This window comes from Streptomyces sp. NPDC059247 (genome assembly GCF_042754005.1).
Classification (GTDB): Bacteria; Actinomycetota; Actinomycetes; order Streptomycetales; family Streptomycetaceae; genus Streptomyces.
Map to the genome: position 1 here is coordinate 85,212 of NZ_JBHYZW010000009.1, position 13,136 is coordinate 98,347.

General features: G+C 73.9%; 14 protein-coding genes. 5 read left to right on the forward strand and 9 right to left on the reverse strand.

The annotated features are described in order from the left end of the window. Positions 1-15 precede the first annotated feature (15 nt). Positions 16-1,488: a deoxyguanosinetriphosphate triphosphohydrolase gene (locus ACFXGN_RS18335; protein WP_384859976.1), complete on the reverse strand. Its 1,473-nt coding sequence runs from the start codon at positions 1,486-1,488 to the stop codon at positions 16-18. 243 nt (positions 1,489-1,731) lie between these two features. Beyond that, entirely contained in the window at positions 1,732-2,418 is a 687-nt protein-coding gene (locus ACFXGN_RS18340) for a hypothetical protein (RefSeq protein ID WP_384859979.1), read from the reverse strand. An 80-nt stretch (positions 2,419-2,498) separates the two neighbouring features. Here ACFXGN_RS18340 and ACFXGN_RS18345 point away from each other — a divergent pair, with 80 nt between their 5' ends. Next, complete coding sequence (locus tag ACFXGN_RS18345; protein ID WP_384859982.1) at positions 2,499-3,221, forward strand: aquaporin; 723 nt, start codon at positions 2,499-2,501, stop codon at positions 3,219-3,221. Positions 3,222-3,272: 51 nt separating this feature from the next. Continuing rightward, positions 3,273-3,962, forward strand: a complete 690-nt coding sequence (locus tag ACFXGN_RS18350) for a vancomycin high temperature exclusion protein (RefSeq protein ID WP_384859985.1) — start codon at positions 3,273-3,275, stop codon at positions 3,960-3,962. On the opposite strand, the gene ACFXGN_RS18355 is transcribed toward ACFXGN_RS18350, so the two are convergent. Genes ACFXGN_RS18355 through ACFXGN_RS18375 form a run of 5 tightly spaced genes read right to left on the reverse strand, consistent with a single transcriptional unit; the run spans position 3,942 to position 9,119 of the window. After that, complete coding sequence (locus ACFXGN_RS18355) at positions 3,942-4,334, reverse strand: gamma-glutamylcyclotransferase family protein (RefSeq protein WP_384859988.1); 393 nt, start codon at positions 4,332-4,334, stop codon at positions 3,942-3,944. The genes ACFXGN_RS18350 and ACFXGN_RS18355 overlap by 21 nt on opposite strands. Beyond that, on the reverse strand, positions 4,331-4,657 hold the full coding sequence (gene cutA, locus ACFXGN_RS18360) for a divalent-cation tolerance protein CutA (protein WP_384859990.1): 327 nt from the start codon (positions 4,655-4,657) through the stop codon (positions 4,331-4,333). Before cutA ends, ACFXGN_RS18355 begins: the two co-directional genes overlap by 4 nt. Before the next feature lie 41 nt (positions 4,658-4,698). Next, a complete protein-coding gene (locus ACFXGN_RS18365; RefSeq protein ID WP_384859993.1) occupies positions 4,699-6,750 on the reverse strand; it encodes an ABC transporter ATP-binding protein in 2,052 nt (683 codons plus the stop codon). Then, positions 6,747-8,480: an ABC transporter ATP-binding protein gene (locus ACFXGN_RS18370; RefSeq protein WP_384859996.1), complete on the reverse strand. Its 1,734-nt coding sequence runs from the start codon at positions 8,478-8,480 to the stop codon at positions 6,747-6,749. The genes ACFXGN_RS18365 and ACFXGN_RS18370 overlap by 4 nt, the downstream gene beginning before the upstream one ends. Before the next feature lie 12 nt (positions 8,481-8,492). Further along, positions 8,493-9,119 (reverse strand): NADPH-dependent FMN reductase, encoded by a 627-nt coding sequence (locus tag ACFXGN_RS18375; RefSeq protein ID WP_384859999.1) that lies wholly within the window; start codon positions 9,117-9,119, stop codon positions 8,493-8,495. 228 nt (positions 9,120-9,347) lie between these two features. Here ACFXGN_RS18375 and ACFXGN_RS18380 point away from each other — a divergent pair, with 228 nt between their 5' ends. The 3 genes from ACFXGN_RS18380 to ACFXGN_RS18390 all read left to right on the forward strand — a co-directional run bounded on the left by ACFXGN_RS18380 (position 9,348) and on the right by ACFXGN_RS18390 (position 11,780). Continuing rightward, positions 9,348-10,115, forward strand: coding sequence for an aminotransferase class IV (locus ACFXGN_RS18380; RefSeq protein ID WP_384860002.1), 768 nt, complete (start codon positions 9,348-9,350; stop codon positions 10,113-10,115). A gap of 342 nt (positions 10,116-10,457) precedes the next feature. Further along, a complete protein-coding gene (locus ACFXGN_RS18385) occupies positions 10,458-11,021 on the forward strand; it encodes a hypothetical protein (protein ID WP_384860005.1) in 564 nt (187 codons plus the stop codon). A gap of 141 nt (positions 11,022-11,162) precedes the next feature. Next, a complete protein-coding gene (locus tag ACFXGN_RS18390) occupies positions 11,163-11,780 on the forward strand; it encodes a class F sortase (RefSeq protein ID WP_384860008.1) in 618 nt (205 codons plus the stop codon). A gap of 73 nt (positions 11,781-11,853) precedes the next feature. Here ACFXGN_RS18390 and ACFXGN_RS18395 read toward each other — a convergent pair whose 3' ends face one another. Continuing rightward, entirely contained in the window at positions 11,854-12,639 is a 786-nt protein-coding gene (locus tag ACFXGN_RS18395) for a sulfite exporter TauE/SafE family protein (RefSeq protein ID WP_384860010.1), read from the reverse strand. Between the two features lie 37 nt (positions 12,640-12,676). Further along, positions 12,677-12,958 carry a hypothetical protein gene (locus tag ACFXGN_RS18400; RefSeq protein ID WP_384860013.1) on the reverse strand — a complete coding sequence of 94 codons (282 nt, stop codon included), beginning with the start codon at positions 12,956-12,958 and terminating at the stop codon, positions 12,677-12,679. Between the last annotated feature and the right edge of the window lie 178 nt (positions 12,959-13,136).

The following is a 13,136-nucleotide window of genomic DNA, read 5'->3' on the forward strand; positions in this document are numbered from 1 at the left end:
CCCGGGAGGCGCGGTTCAGCCGTGGTGCGGGCGGATCCTGGTGTGGAGGGCGCGGGCGGAGGCGTCGGTGAGGGAGGCGATCTGGTCGATGATCACCCGCTTGCGGGCCCGGTCGTCGCGCGCCGCGTCGAAGAGGGACCGGAACTGCGGTTCGAGGCCGTCGGGGGCGCGGGCGACCAGGGCTTCGGCCAGTTCGGCGACGACGATCCGCTGGTCGGCGCGGAGCGCCTCCTGTTCGGCGCGCTGCATGACGTACCGGTCGGCGACCGCCTTGAGGACGGCGCACTCGTTGCGCGCGGCGCGGGGGACGACCAGTTCGGCGCCGTACCGGGTGAGCGGCCCGGTCCCGTACTCCTCCCGGGTGGCGGTCTCGGCGGCGAGGCAGAAGCGGCCGATGAGCTGGCTGGTGGCGTCCTTCAGCCGCGCCTGGGCGACGGCGGAGCCGTCGTAGCCGTGCGGCCACCACTCCTGGTCCATGAGCCGGTCGAGGGCCTCGGCCAGTTCCCCCGGGTCGGTGTCCTCCGGTACGTAGCGGCCGATGGCGACGGCCCAGATGTCGGCCCGCTCGGGCTCGGCGAGGAGGAGGTTGGGGTCGATGTGCCCGGCGTGCAGCCCGTCCTCGAAGTCGTGCACCGAGTAGGCCACGTCGTCGGACCAGTCCATGACCTGGGCCTCGAAGCACTTGCGGTGGGCGGGGGCACCGCGCCGGATCCACGCGAAGACCGGCAGGTCGTCCTCGTAGACGCCGAACTTGGGCGAGCCGGGGTCCTCGGGGTGTCCGCCGCGCGTCCACGGGTACTTGGTGGCGGCGTCGAGGGTGGCCCGGGTGAGGTTGAGTCCGAGGCCGACCGGTTCGCCGTCGGCGTCCCGTACGAAGTGCTTGGGTTCGATGCGGGTGAGGAGGCGGAGCGACTGGGCGTTGCCCTCGAAGCCGCCGCAGTCCTGGGCGACCTCGTTGAGCGCCTGCTCGCCGTTGTGCCCGAAGGGCGGGTGGCCCATGTCGTGGGAGAGGCAGGCGGCTTCGACGAGGTCGGGGTCGCAGCCGAGGGCGGCGCCCAGTTCGCGGCCGACCTGGGCGCACTCCAGGGAGTGGGTGAGCCGGGTGCGGGGGCTGGCGTCCCAGGCCTGGCCCCGGGTGCCGGGGGTGACGACCTGGGTCTTCCCGGCGAGCCTGCGGAGCGCGGCGGAGTGCAGCACGCGGGCGCGGTCGCGCTGGAAGGCGGTGCGCCCCGGCCGTTTGTCGGGCTCGGCGGCCCAGCGCTCGGTGGCGGCGGTGTCGTAGCCGGGGGTGGCGGAGCGGCTCTCGGTGGCGGCGGGGGCGGCGCCGGGGGTGCGGTCCGCGTGACCCGCGCGGTCCTTGCGGTCCGCGTGACCCGCGCGGTCCTTGCGGTCCGCGTGACCCGCGCGGTCCTTGCGGTCCGCGTGATCCGTGCGGTTCGTGCGGTCCTCGTGGTCCGTGCGGTCCTTGCTGTGCTCGTTGCCTTCCATGCACCGAAGGTAACCGGCGGGGCCGACAGAAGGGGCCGCGCGGCGGAGGGTGGTCGCGGGGGCCGAGGGGTCCAGGGGCGGGGTGACCCGGGGGGGCGGGGCAGCCAGGGGCGCGGGGCGGCCGGGGACGCGGGGCGGCCGGGTCCGTACGGCGGCCGGTCCCTGTCGCGCGGGGCCCGCGCGCGTACACCGCTGCCCCCGCCTCTCTCCCTCCCCCTCCCGTCCCCCGGCCCCGGGCCGCTCTCAGCCGTCCAGCCAGACCCTCAGGGGTCCCGTCCTCTCGAAGCCCGTCGCGAGGGCGGGGGGCAGGTCGTCGCCGGACTCGTAGCCGACGACCGGCTTCGCCGGGTCCGTGAGGGCGAGGCAGCCGGCCCACACCCCGGCCGGGCCGGTGCCCTCGGCCGCGAAGAGGTTGGAGACCCCGGTCACGGCGGTGCTCGCGCTCAGGACGGCGCCGCCGAGGAGGCGCCCGTCCGGGCCGTGTCCCGCGACGAGGGTCGTCGCGGGGTGGTCCAGGAGTCCGGGGCGGAACAGCGCCGCCTCCTCCGGGTCGCCGCCGCTCCACGCGAGCGCCCAGTCGGCCAGCTCCCGAGGGGTGGTGACGGGCCGCCAGTCGCCGTCCGCCGGGGGCAGCGGGAGACCGGCCGGACGGTGGATCCAGTCGGCCTCGAAGAGGAGGCGGAAGCCCTCGGCCGTGAGGTCGAGCCGGGCGTGGCTGTCCTTGACCGAGGCACCGGGGGCCGTGCGGTCGATTCCGGCCAGGACGTCCTCGGCGGCGGCGTCCTGAGTGAGCGTCACCGCGTCGGGGTAGTACAGCGGGGTGCGGCGGGCGCTGCTCCAGGCCCGGGGCCCGAAGGTGCCGGAGATTCCGTGGGCGGCGCACATCGCCTGGCACCACTCGGCGTTGTTGAGTACCGCATCGTCGATCATGGCGGGATCGTACGATCCTGTTCGATTTCCTTGCTCGCTGTTTACTCCCCGATTCCATTGCGCGGAATACCTTTTCCGCCATGAGAATGTCTCCGCCCGCGCTCCACCAGCGCGTCCTGGCCGAGTTCGTCGGTACCGGCGCCCTCGTCGCCGTCATCGTCGGCTCCGGCATCCGCGCCGACCTCCTGAGCCACGACCTCGGCGTCCGGCTGCTCGCCAACGCCGCCGCGTCCGCGATCGGCCTCGGGCTGATCATCGCGCTCCTCGGGCCGCTCTCCGGCGCCCATCTCAACCCCGTCGTGACGCTCACCGAGTGGTGGACCACCCGGCCCGAGGGCGGCGGCCGGGACGTCGCCGCCTATGTCGCCGCCCAGTCCGCCGGGGCCGTCGCGGGCGCGCTGCTCGCCGAGGCGATGTTCGGGCGGCGGCCCGTCACCTGGTCCGGCGCCTCGATGTCGGCGCCCCATCTGCTCCTCGGCGAGTTCGTCGCCACCGCCGGACTCGTCCTCCTCGTGCAGGGCCTGCGGCACATCGGGCGCTCCTCCCTCGCCCCCGTCGCGGTCGCCGGATACATCGGCGCGGCCATCTGGTTCACCTCCTCCGGGTCCTACGCCAACCCGGCGGCGACCGTCGGCCGCGCGTTCACCGACTCGTTCACCGGCATAGCCCCCTCCTCGGTCCCGGGCTTCGTCGGCGCGCAACTGCTCGGGGGCGTCGCCGGGGTGCTCCTCGCCGGTGTGTTGTACGGAACAAGCCGGGCGTCCGGCGAACCGAATCCGGCCGGATCACGTCGGACCGGGTGACAGCACCCCCGTCGAACATGTCGAGCATGTCGAACACCAGGAGGCTCCTCCATGCCGGTCCGGCTCCCCCGGCTCCTCCCCCGTACCGTCCGGGCCAGGCGCCGTACCGTCCAGGCCGTGATGGCGGCCTCGGTCCTCGCCCTCCTCCCGGTCACCTGGCTTCACACCACCGCCGCCGGGAAGCTGCGGACGACCGCCGACGTGCCCGCCCGGGACGTGGGCGTCGTGTTCGGCGCCGGGCTGTGGAAGGGGCGCCCCACCCCGTACCTCGCGCACCGGCTCGACACCGCCGCCGAGCTGTACCGGACGGGCAAGGTGCGGGTCCTCCTGGTCACCGGCGACAACAGCAGGACCTCGTACGACGAGCCCAGCGCGATGCGCGTCTACCTGACCGCGCGCGGGGTGCCCGACGACCGGATCGTCAGCGACTACGCCGGTTTCGACACCTGGGACTCCTGTGTCCGCGCCCGGAAGGTCTTCGGGGTCGACCGGGCCGTGCTCGTCACCCAGGACTTCCACATCAAGCGGGCGGTGGCGCTCTGCGGCCGGGCGGGCGTCGACGCCCTGGGGGTCGGGGTGCCCGAACCCCACGACGACACCTGGTACTACGGCACCACCCGGGAGCTGTTCGCCGCGGGCAAGGCGGCCCTGGACGCCGGCCTGCGGCCCGACCCGCACTTCCTCGGACCCGAGGAGAAGGGCGTCACCGAGGCGCTGGCCTCACCCGCCGCCCGGCCCTGAGCGCCGGAACCAGTCGCCGGAGGCGATGAGCGGGCCGAGCGGGGTGCCGGGGGCCGCGAGGTAGACCCACGCGCGGGTGCCGCCCCCGTCCCGGACCCGCAGCACCTCGCGGGCGACCCGCTCGTACCCGGCGTCGCCCTCCATCCGGTCCAGCGCGTCGAGCAGTCCCGCGTACGCCCCGGGCCCGGCCGTCACCAGGGTGCCGACGACGGTTCCCGCGCCGGGCACGGCGTACGGGTAGCCGGGACCGTCGTGCAGCAGCGCCCCCGGCAGCCGGGCCGCCTCCTCCGCCCCGGTGCGCCCGAGGAGGAGCCGGTCGTGGTTGTACGCGCCCGGACGCAGCGTCCCGTAGACGAAGAACGGCAGGGTCACGGGGCGCTGGTCTCCTCGGCGAGCCAGGCCAGATAGGCGGCGGAGGCCCGGACGACGGGGGTGGCGAGGATCTCCGGGGTGTCGTAGTCGTGGGCGGCGAGGAGATGGGCCTCCAGGGCCTCGTACCGGTGCTCCGTGGTCTTCAGGAGGACCTGCCACTCCTCGGCGGTCTCGATGGCCTTCCGCCAGTGGTAGACGGAGGTCACGGGGCCCGAGACCTGGCCGCAGGCGGCGAGCCGGGCCTCGACGGCGCCCCGGGCGAGGGCCTCGGCCTTCTCGCGGCTGTCGGTGGTCGTGAGGACGGTGAGGGCGTGTGTGGTCACGTCCTCACCGTAGCCCGCGCGCGGCTCCCCGCGCGGTTGCCTCACACCGTCGCGAACTGGGCCTCGTGCAGGCGGGCGTAGGCGCCCCGGGCCGCGAGGAGTTCCTCGTGGGTGCCCTGCTCGGCGATCGAGCCGTTCTCCATCACCAGGATCACGTCCGCGTCCCGGACCGTGGAGAGCCGGTGGGCGACGACGAAGCTGGTGCGGCCCGCGCGGAGCGCGTTCATGCCCTGCTGGACGAGGAGTTCGGTCCGGGTGTCGACGGAGCTGGTGGCCTCGTCGAGGACGAGGATCACCGGGTCGGAGAGGAACGCGCGGGCCAGGGTGACCAGTTGCCTCTCGCCCGCGCTGAGGCCCCCGCCGTCCTCGTCGAGGAGGGTGTCGTAGCCGTCGGGCAGGGTGCGGACGAACCGGTCGGCGTGCGCGGCGCGCGCCGCCGCCACGATCCGTTCCCGCGAGACCTCGCCGGGTGCCCCGTACGCGATGTTGTCGGCGATGGTCCCGCCGAACAGCCAGGTGTCCTGGAGGACCATGCCGATGCCGGAGCGCAGTTCCTCCCGGGTCATCGCCGCCGTGTCGACGCCGTCGAGGGTGATCCGGCCGCCGGTCACCTCGTGGAACCTCGGGAGCAGGTTGACCAGGGTCGTCTTGCCCGCCCCCGTGGGGCCGACGATCGCGACCGTGCTGCCGGGCTCGACGGTGAGCGAGAGGTCCTCGATGAGCGGCCTGCCCTCCTCGTACCGGAAGGCCACCTTCTCGAAGGAGACCTCGCCGCGGAGTTCGGCGGGCCGCCTCGGCGCGGCCGGGTCCGGGCTCTCCTCGTCGGCGTCGAGGAGGTCGAAGACCCGTTCGGCGGAGGCCACCCCGGACTGGAGGAGGTTGGCCATCGCGGCGACCTGGGTGACCGGGCCGTTGAACTCGTACGAGTACTGGATGAAGGCCTGTACGTCACCGACGGACAGGGTGCCGCTCGCCACCCGCAGTCCGCCGACGACGGCGATGGCGACGTAGTTCAGATTGCCGACGAAGGTCAGCGCGGGCTGGATGAAGCCGGACACGAACTGGGCGCGGAAGCCCGCCCGGTACAGCTCCTCGCCCAGTTCGTCGAAGCGGCGCACGGCCTCGTCGCGGCGGCCGAAGACGACGACCTCGGTGTGCCCGGTGATCATCTCCTCGACATGGCTGCCGAGCTTGCCGGTGACCGCCCACTGCTTCACGAACTGCGGCTGGGCGCGGCGCCCGACGAAGGCGGCGACGGCGACCGAGACGGGCACAGTGGCGAGGGCGACGAGGGCGAGCAGCGGCGAGATCCAGAACATCATCGCGAGGACGCCGAACAGGGTCAGGACGGCCCTGATCATCTGGCTGAGGGCCTGCTGGAGGGTCTGGGTGACGTTGTCGATGTCGTTGGTGGTGCGGGAGATGACCTCACCGCGCGACTGCCGGTCGAGGTAGCCGAGGGGAAGCCTCGCCAGCTTGTGCTGGGCCCGCTCGCGGAGCCGGTGCCCGGCCCGCTGGACGACGGTGGTGGCGATCCGGAGCTGGATCCAGGTGAAGAGGGCCGAGCCCGCGACCACCAGGACGGAGAGGGCGAGGACCCGGCCGACGGCGGCGAAGTCGACCCCGGCGGGGCCGGTGGCCCCGGAGACGACGAGGTCGGTGGCGCGGCCGAGGAGGAGCGGGCCGAGGACGGAGAGGAGGACGGCCGTGGCGCCCGCGGCGAGGGCGGCGAGGAGCAGGGCCCGGTCGGGGGCGAGGGTACGGAGGAGGCGGAGCCCGGAGGCCCGGAAGGAGAGGGACCGTTCGGGGATGTCGGCGGCGGGGCCGCGCCGCTGGTCGGTGGTGTGGTCGTCGGTGGTGTGGTCGTCGGTGGTGTGGTCGTCGGTGGTGTGCTGGTCGGTCGGCCGGACGTCGGTGGCGCGGTCGTCAGTAGTGCGGTCGTCGGTGGTGCGGTGGCCGGTCGGACGGTCGTCAGTAGTGCGGTCGTCGGTGGTGTGCTGGTCGGTCGGACGGTCGTCGGTGGTGCGGGTGGGGGCGTCGTCCCGGCCGGGGGGTTCCTCCGTCGTCGGGTTCTCCGTGGTGGATGTGCTCATGCCGCTTCCTCCTCGGTGAGCTGCGAGAGGACGATCTCCCGGTAGGTGGCGTTGTCCCGCATCAGGGACGTGTGGGTGCCGGTTCCGGCGTTCCGGCCCCGGTCGAGGACGACGATCCGGTCGGCCTCGCGGACGGTGGAGACCCGCTGGGCGACGATCACGACGGTCGCGCCCGCCGTCTCCTCGCGCAGGGCCTCGCGGAGCCGGGCGTCCGTGCGGGGGTCCAGCGCCGAGAAGGAGTCGTCGAAGAGGTAGAGCCGGGGGCGGGCGACGAGGACCCGGGCGATGGCGAGGCGCTGCCGCTGCCCGCCGGAGAAGTTCGTCCCGCCCTGGGAGACCGGCGCGTCGAGCCCGTCCGCCGACTCCCGTACGAAGTCGGCCGCCTGGGCGACCTCCAGCGCGTGCCAGAGTTCCTCGTCGCTCGCGTCGGGCCTGCCGTAACGCAGGTTCGTGGCGACCGTGCCGGAGAAGAGGTACGGCTTCTGCGGGACGAGTCCGACCGTCCTCGCCATCTGCGCCGGGTCGAGCCGCCGGACGTCGACGCCGTCGATCAGCACCTCGCCGCCGACCGCGTCGAAGAGCCGGGGCACGAGCCCGAGGAGGGTCGATTTGCCGCTGCCGGTCGAGCCCACGATCGCGGTCGTCTCACCGGGCCGGGCGACGAGACCGACGTCCGTGAGGACCGGCTCCCGCGCGCCCGGGTACCGGAAGCCCGCGCCCCGCACCTCCAGCTCCCCCCGGCCGTCCGCGGTCCGCACCGGATCGGCCGGCGGGACCACCGAGGAGCGGGTGTCGAGCACGTCGCGGACGCGCTCGGCGCCCGCCTCGGCCCGGGGCATGTTCATGAGGAGGAAGAGGACCATCATCACGGACATCGCGGTCTGGAGCAGATAGCCGAGGAAGGCGACGAGCCCACCCGGCTGGAACGTGCCGGAGTCGATGCGGTGGGCGCCGACGTACACCAGGGCGACGGTCGCGAGCTCCCAGACGATCAGCACCGTCGGGTACATCAGGGCCTGGAGCCGGCCGGCCCGGAGGCCGACGGAGAGCAGTTCGTCGTTGGCGGCGCCGAACCGCTCCCTCTCGTACCGGTCGCGGACGAAGGCACGGACCACCCGGACGCCGGTGATCTGCTCGCGCAGCACCCGGTTGGCGCCGTCGACGCGCTCCTGCATCCCCCGGAACAGCGGCCTCATCCGCAGCACGATCGTGCCGACGGCCCCGGTCATCACGGGCACGAAGAGCAGCAGGACCAGGGCGAGCGGCACGTCCTGGCGCAGGGCCATGGCGATCCCGCCGACGCAGAGGAGCGGCGCGGCGACCAGCATGGTCAGGACCATGACGGTGAACGTCTGGATCTGCTGGACGTCGTTGGTCGTACGGGTGATGAGGGAGGCCGCGCCGAACCGGCCCCGTTCCCGCGCGGAGAACTCCTGGACCCGGCGGAAGACCTCGGAGCGCAGGTCGCGGGCGACGCCCATGGCGATCCTCGCCCCGGTGTAGGTGGCGGCGGCGGCGACCACGGCCTGGAGGAGGGTGACGGCGACCATCACGGCGCCGCCGCGGAGGACCCGGTCGGTGTCACCGCGCAGGACCCCCTCGTCGATGACACCCGCGTTGAGGGTGGGCAGGGCGAGGGAGGCCAGCGTCTGGACGAGCTGGAGGACGACCAGCAGGAGGAGGAGCCGCCGGTGGGGCCGGAGGCGGGGCACGAGCAGCCGCAGCAGCATCGGACCGGCCCCTCACGCGCCGTAGGGGCGGACGGCCTTGGCGTCCCTGAGGGCGTGTCCCCACCAGGCGAGCTGGTCGAGGAGGGCCTTGGCCGCGGCCTCGGCGCCCGCCGGGTCCTTGTGCCGTCCGTCCTCGTCGAACTGGCTGTGGGCGTGCGGGAAGGAGACGGTGTCGCGGATGGTGACGGAGTGCATCTCGGCGTAGACCTGGCGGAGCTGCTCGACGGCCCGCAGACCGCCGGAGATGCCGCCGTAGGAGACGAAGGCGACGGGCTTCGCCTGCCATTCGGTGTAGTGCCGGTCGATCAGGTTCTTGAGGGAGGCGGGGAAGGAGTGGTTGTACTCGGGGGTGACGACGACGAAGGCCTCGGCGGCGGCCAGCACGGGGCTGACCTTGGCGAGTTCGGCGAGGACGGCCGGGGAGGGGTTGTACGAGAGGGCGGTGGGGAGGTCGAGGTCGGCGAGGTCGACGACGGTGACGGTGAAGTCCTCGCGTTCGGCGAGGTGGGAGCGGAACCAGTCGGTGACGACCGGGGCGAAGCGGCCTTCGCGGTCGCTGGCGACGACGAGGGCGAGCGCGAGGGGCGCGGGGGCCGTGGCGGGGGCGGTGGATGCCGTGACGGCGTTGGTGATGTCCATGTCGAGGATGGTGGTACCTCAAGTTTGGTTGAGGTCAAGCCCGGATCTTCCGGCCCCTCCCGAACGGCCTTCCGGCGGAGGCGTGGTGGGGGACACGGCGGTACGGGAAGGGTCCCCGGCGGTACGGGAGGCGCCCCGGCGGACGGATCGCGCACCGGCCGCGAGGGGTCCCCGCCCCGGCTTCCGACGTCCCGGCCGCGCGGGGAACGGCGGCCTTACCGTGGGGGCATGACGACTCCGCCCGAACACATCGAGATCGACGGCGCACCGGCGGCCGACCCCGAGCTGCTCGCCACCCTCATGAACGGTTTCGGTCACTTCACGGCGATGCAGGTCAGGGACGGGCGGGTGCGGGGCCTCGGCGCGCATCTCGCCCGGCTCGACCGCTCCACCCGCGAGCTGTTCGGCCGGGAGCTGCCCGGCGGGCGGGTCCGCGAGCTGATCACCAGCGCCCTGACGGCGGCCGGGCGGCGGGACGCCTCGGTGCGGGTGTACGTGTACGGGGGCGCCCGGGTCGCGGTGACCGTCGCCCTGCCCGCCGCCGACGGACCGGGCGCGCCGCAGCGCCTGACGGCCGTGGACTACTGGCGTCCGGCCGCGCACATCAAGCACCTGGGCGGCTTCGGGCAGGCCTACCACCGGGCGGAGGCCCTGCGGGCCGGTTACGACGAGGCACTGCTCACCTCTCCGGGCGGCGAGGTCTCCGAGGGGGCGATCGCCAACATCGCCTTCTGGGACGGGACTTCACTGGTCTGGCCGTCGGCTCCCTGCCTTGAGGGAATCACCATGACCCTGCTCTCGGGCGTCCTGGAGTCGGTCAGGCGCCCGGTGACCCGGGCCGATCTGCCGGGCTACCGGGCCGCTCTGGTGACCAACGCCCGGGTCATCGCGCCGGTGACCGCGATCGACGGGGTCGGGTACGCGGTCGACGAGGAGCTGATGGCCCGGGTGCACGCGGCCTACGACGCGGTGGAGGCGGAGGCGGTGGAGGGCTGACGCGGGGGCGGGCCGACTCCGTCACGACCGCCGCTCCTCCGGGAGCCGGGAGCCGGGAGCCGGGTGTAGGGGTCTGAGCCGCCCCGCCCCACCCCGCAGGGATCCCGAGCGCGGTCACCCGTTCGGCACCGCGTGTCGCCTGACGCCTCGAAACCCGCTCCGACCTGCGAGGACTCCGGGAATCCAGCCGACACACCGCACCGGACGGCCCAATCCTGACGCCTCATCAGCAGGCGCGGGGCGCGCCACGGCTCTTATCTCGGTCATATGAAGGTCGCTGCCGGGAAGTCCCTCCCGGCAGGACCGCCGGCATGACCGCTCGCGCGCCCCGGAGGCTCCCCTATGCGCACCCCTGTCCGCCTGCTCACCGGTACCGCGCTGACGGTCGTCGCGCTCGGGGCGTTCGCCGCCCCGGTCGCGTACGCCAACAACGGCAACGAGAACGAGAACGACCGCAACTACAACAACAACCATCACAACAACGGCCGCCCCGAGTCCCTGGAGATCTACCCGTCCTCCGCCGAACCCGGTACGACCGTGACCGTCAGCACCCTCGCCTGCGGTGAGCACGGGCACGGCGTCGGTGACGCGAACTCGCTCGGCGCGGGCGAGTTCCAGCTGAACCCGGGCACGCACAAGGAAGTCGTGGTCGGACGGTTCCACGTGCCGGAGCACGCCAGGTCCGGCACCCACGGCATCAGCGTGGCCTGCGACAACGGCAGGACGGCCCGGGGCGACCTGACCGTCAGGCACCGGGGTCCGAGCGGGCACGTCCAGACCGGTGTCGGGGGCAGCGTGGGCCCCGACACCGCCCAGGTCACGGCAGGTGCGGCGGTGCTGGCCGCGACTGCCGTGGGCGGGGTCTGGCTCCTGCGCCGCCGGGCGAGCGGCGCGCAGGGCCACTGACGGGAGCACGTCCGAGTAGCGACGCCCCGGCGTGACGCTCCGGACGCCTCCCGAGGACCACCGCCCGCCCCGCCCCCGCCGCCCGTCGCACGGGCCCGGCGGGGGCGGGGCCACCTCCACGAACCGACAGGGGGAACCCAGGTGAGCAACAGGAGCAAGGGCTGGGGCCTGGCCGTCGCCGCCTGCGTCGGGCTCTGGCTCGTCCAGAACGGCTCCGAGCAGGTCACTCCGCCCGTGCCGTCGGCGGCCCAGGCCTTCGCCGCCGGTCCCAGCGTGCACACCGACGCCGCCGCCGACCCGCTGCCGCCGTCGCCGCCGGTCCGGCTCCGCATCCCGGAGACCGACGTGGACACCCCGATGGCACCGCTCGGGCTCGCGGCGAACGGCTCGCTCGACGTGCCGCCCGCCTCGGACCGGAACCTGGCCGGCTGGTACCGGGACGGCACCACGCCCGGCGCCAAGGGCACGGCGATCGTCGCGGGCCATGTCGACAACGCCGAGGGACCTGCCGTCTTCTACACGCTCGGCGCGCTGCGCAAGGGCCACCGGATCGAGGTCGACCGGCAGGACGGGCGCACGGCGGTGTTCACCGTCGACGCGGTCGAGGTGTACGAGAACAAGGACTTCCCCGACCGGAAGGTGTACGACGAGGCGGGCCGGGCCGAGATCCGGGTGATCACCTGCGGCGGCGGCTTCTCGAAGAAGAACGGCTACCAGGGGAACGTGGTCGCCTTCGGCCACCTCATCGGGGTGAGATGACCCGGGGCCGTGCCCCGGAGCCGGAAGCCCGTGTTCTGGAGCCCGGGGCCCGTTTCCCGTGTCCCGTCCGGGCTCACGCCCACTGGTCGAAGGCGAGCTTCGCGACCAGGGACAGGACCACGACGAGCAGCACCCCGCGCACGAACTCGGCGCCCCTGCTCAGGGCCATCCGCGCCCCGACGGTCCCGCCCACCAGGTTGAAGACCGCCATGACGGCGGCCAGCTGCCAGTACACGCTGCCCTGGTGGGCGAACATGACGAGCGCGCCCGCGTTGGTGCAGACGTTGACGATCTTCGCGGTCGCGGAGGCCGTCACCAGGTCGAGGTGGAGCACCGCGGTCAGCGCGAGGACCAGGAAGGTACCGGTGCCCGGCCCGAACAGGCCGTCGTAGAAGCCGATGCCGCCGCCCACGACGACGATCGCGGTCACGATCCGCGCCCGGGTCAGCGGCGCCCGGTCCGCCCCCTCCGGCTTCGCCCCGAACGACGGCCGCAGCACCACGAAGGCCGCCACCGCGAGCAGCACCACCATGATGACCGGGCGCAGCACGTCACTGCTGATCCCGGCGGCGAAGAAGGCCCCGCCCATGGAACCCGTGAGCGCGGCGAGCCCGATGCGGACCGCCGTCCACACCTTGACCGGCGCCTTGCGGACGTAGGTGACGGCGGCCCCCGTGGTCCCCACGATCGAGACGGCCTTGTTGGTGCCGAGGATGTGGGCGGCGGGGACGTTCGGGAGGCCGAGCAGCAGGGCGGGCAGCAGGAGCAGGCCCCCACCGCCGACCACGGCGTCGATCCAGCCCGCCACGAGCGCGGCGAGGCACAGCAGGACGAGGGTGGTCAGCGATATGTCGGGCATGGCCGTGAGCCTAGGGAGACGGTCGTTGCCCCGTCCATCAATCCCCGGATAGTTGAGCTACGTCTGAGCTTGCGGCGCCCGGCTCCCGGTCCGGGGCGGGCGGGGCGGCCGGGCTGACGGCGGCGGTGAGCAGGGTCGCGGCGATCGCCCCGGCGCCGACGAGGGCGGTCGCCAGCCGCCGCCGGGCCCGCTCGACGGAGACGGCCGCGAACGGGGCCCGGGGCGCGCCGTGCCTGCCCCGGCGGGCCCGCGCCCCGGACGGCGGCGCGCCGCGCCCGTCCACCGCGCCGTGTACGTGCACCGCTCCGTGTACGTGCACCGCTCCGTGTACGTGCACCGCTCCGTGTGCGTCCACCGTTCCGTGTGCGTACACCGCTCCATGTGCGTACACCGTCTCCCGTACGTCCGCGGCTCCCCGGGTGTCCAACGCCTCCCGTGCGTCCGGCCCTCCTCCTCCGTCCGCCGGTCCCCGGGCGTCCGCCGTACCCCGTCGTGCG

What these genes read in the sequence shown, in the direction of transcription:
- ACFXGN_RS18335 (WP_384859976.1), bottom strand. Translation starts at nt 1,488, where the DNA reads ATGGAAGGCAACGAGCACAGCAAGGACCGCACGGACCACGAGGACCGC.
- ACFXGN_RS18340 (WP_384859979.1), bottom strand. Translation starts at nt 2,418, where the DNA reads ATGATCGACGATGCGGTACTCAACAACGCCGAGTGGTGCCAGGCGATG.
- ACFXGN_RS18345 (WP_384859982.1), top strand. Translation starts at nt 2,499, where the DNA reads ATGAGAATGTCTCCGCCCGCGCTCCACCAGCGCGTCCTGGCCGAGTTC.
- ACFXGN_RS18350 (WP_384859985.1), top strand. Translation starts at nt 3,273, where the DNA reads ATGCCGGTCCGGCTCCCCCGGCTCCTCCCCCGTACCGTCCGGGCCAGG.
- ACFXGN_RS18365 (WP_384859993.1), bottom strand. Translation starts at nt 6,750, where the DNA reads ATGAGCACATCCACCACGGAGAACCCGACGACGGAGGAACCCCCCGGC.
- ACFXGN_RS18370 (WP_384859996.1), bottom strand. Translation starts at nt 8,480, where the DNA reads ATGCTGCTGCGGCTGCTCGTGCCCCGCCTCCGGCCCCACCGGCGGCTC.
- ACFXGN_RS18375 (WP_384859999.1), bottom strand. Translation starts at nt 9,119, where the DNA reads ATGGACATCACCAACGCCGTCACGGCATCCACCGCCCCCGCCACGGCC.
- ACFXGN_RS18380 (WP_384860002.1), top strand. Translation starts at nt 9,348, where the DNA reads ATGACGACTCCGCCCGAACACATCGAGATCGACGGCGCACCGGCGGCC.
- ACFXGN_RS18385 (WP_384860005.1), top strand. Translation starts at nt 10,458, where the DNA reads ATGCGCACCCCTGTCCGCCTGCTCACCGGTACCGCGCTGACGGTCGTC.
- ACFXGN_RS18395 (WP_384860010.1), bottom strand. Translation starts at nt 12,639, where the DNA reads ATGCCCGACATATCGCTGACCACCCTCGTCCTGCTGTGCCTCGCCGCG.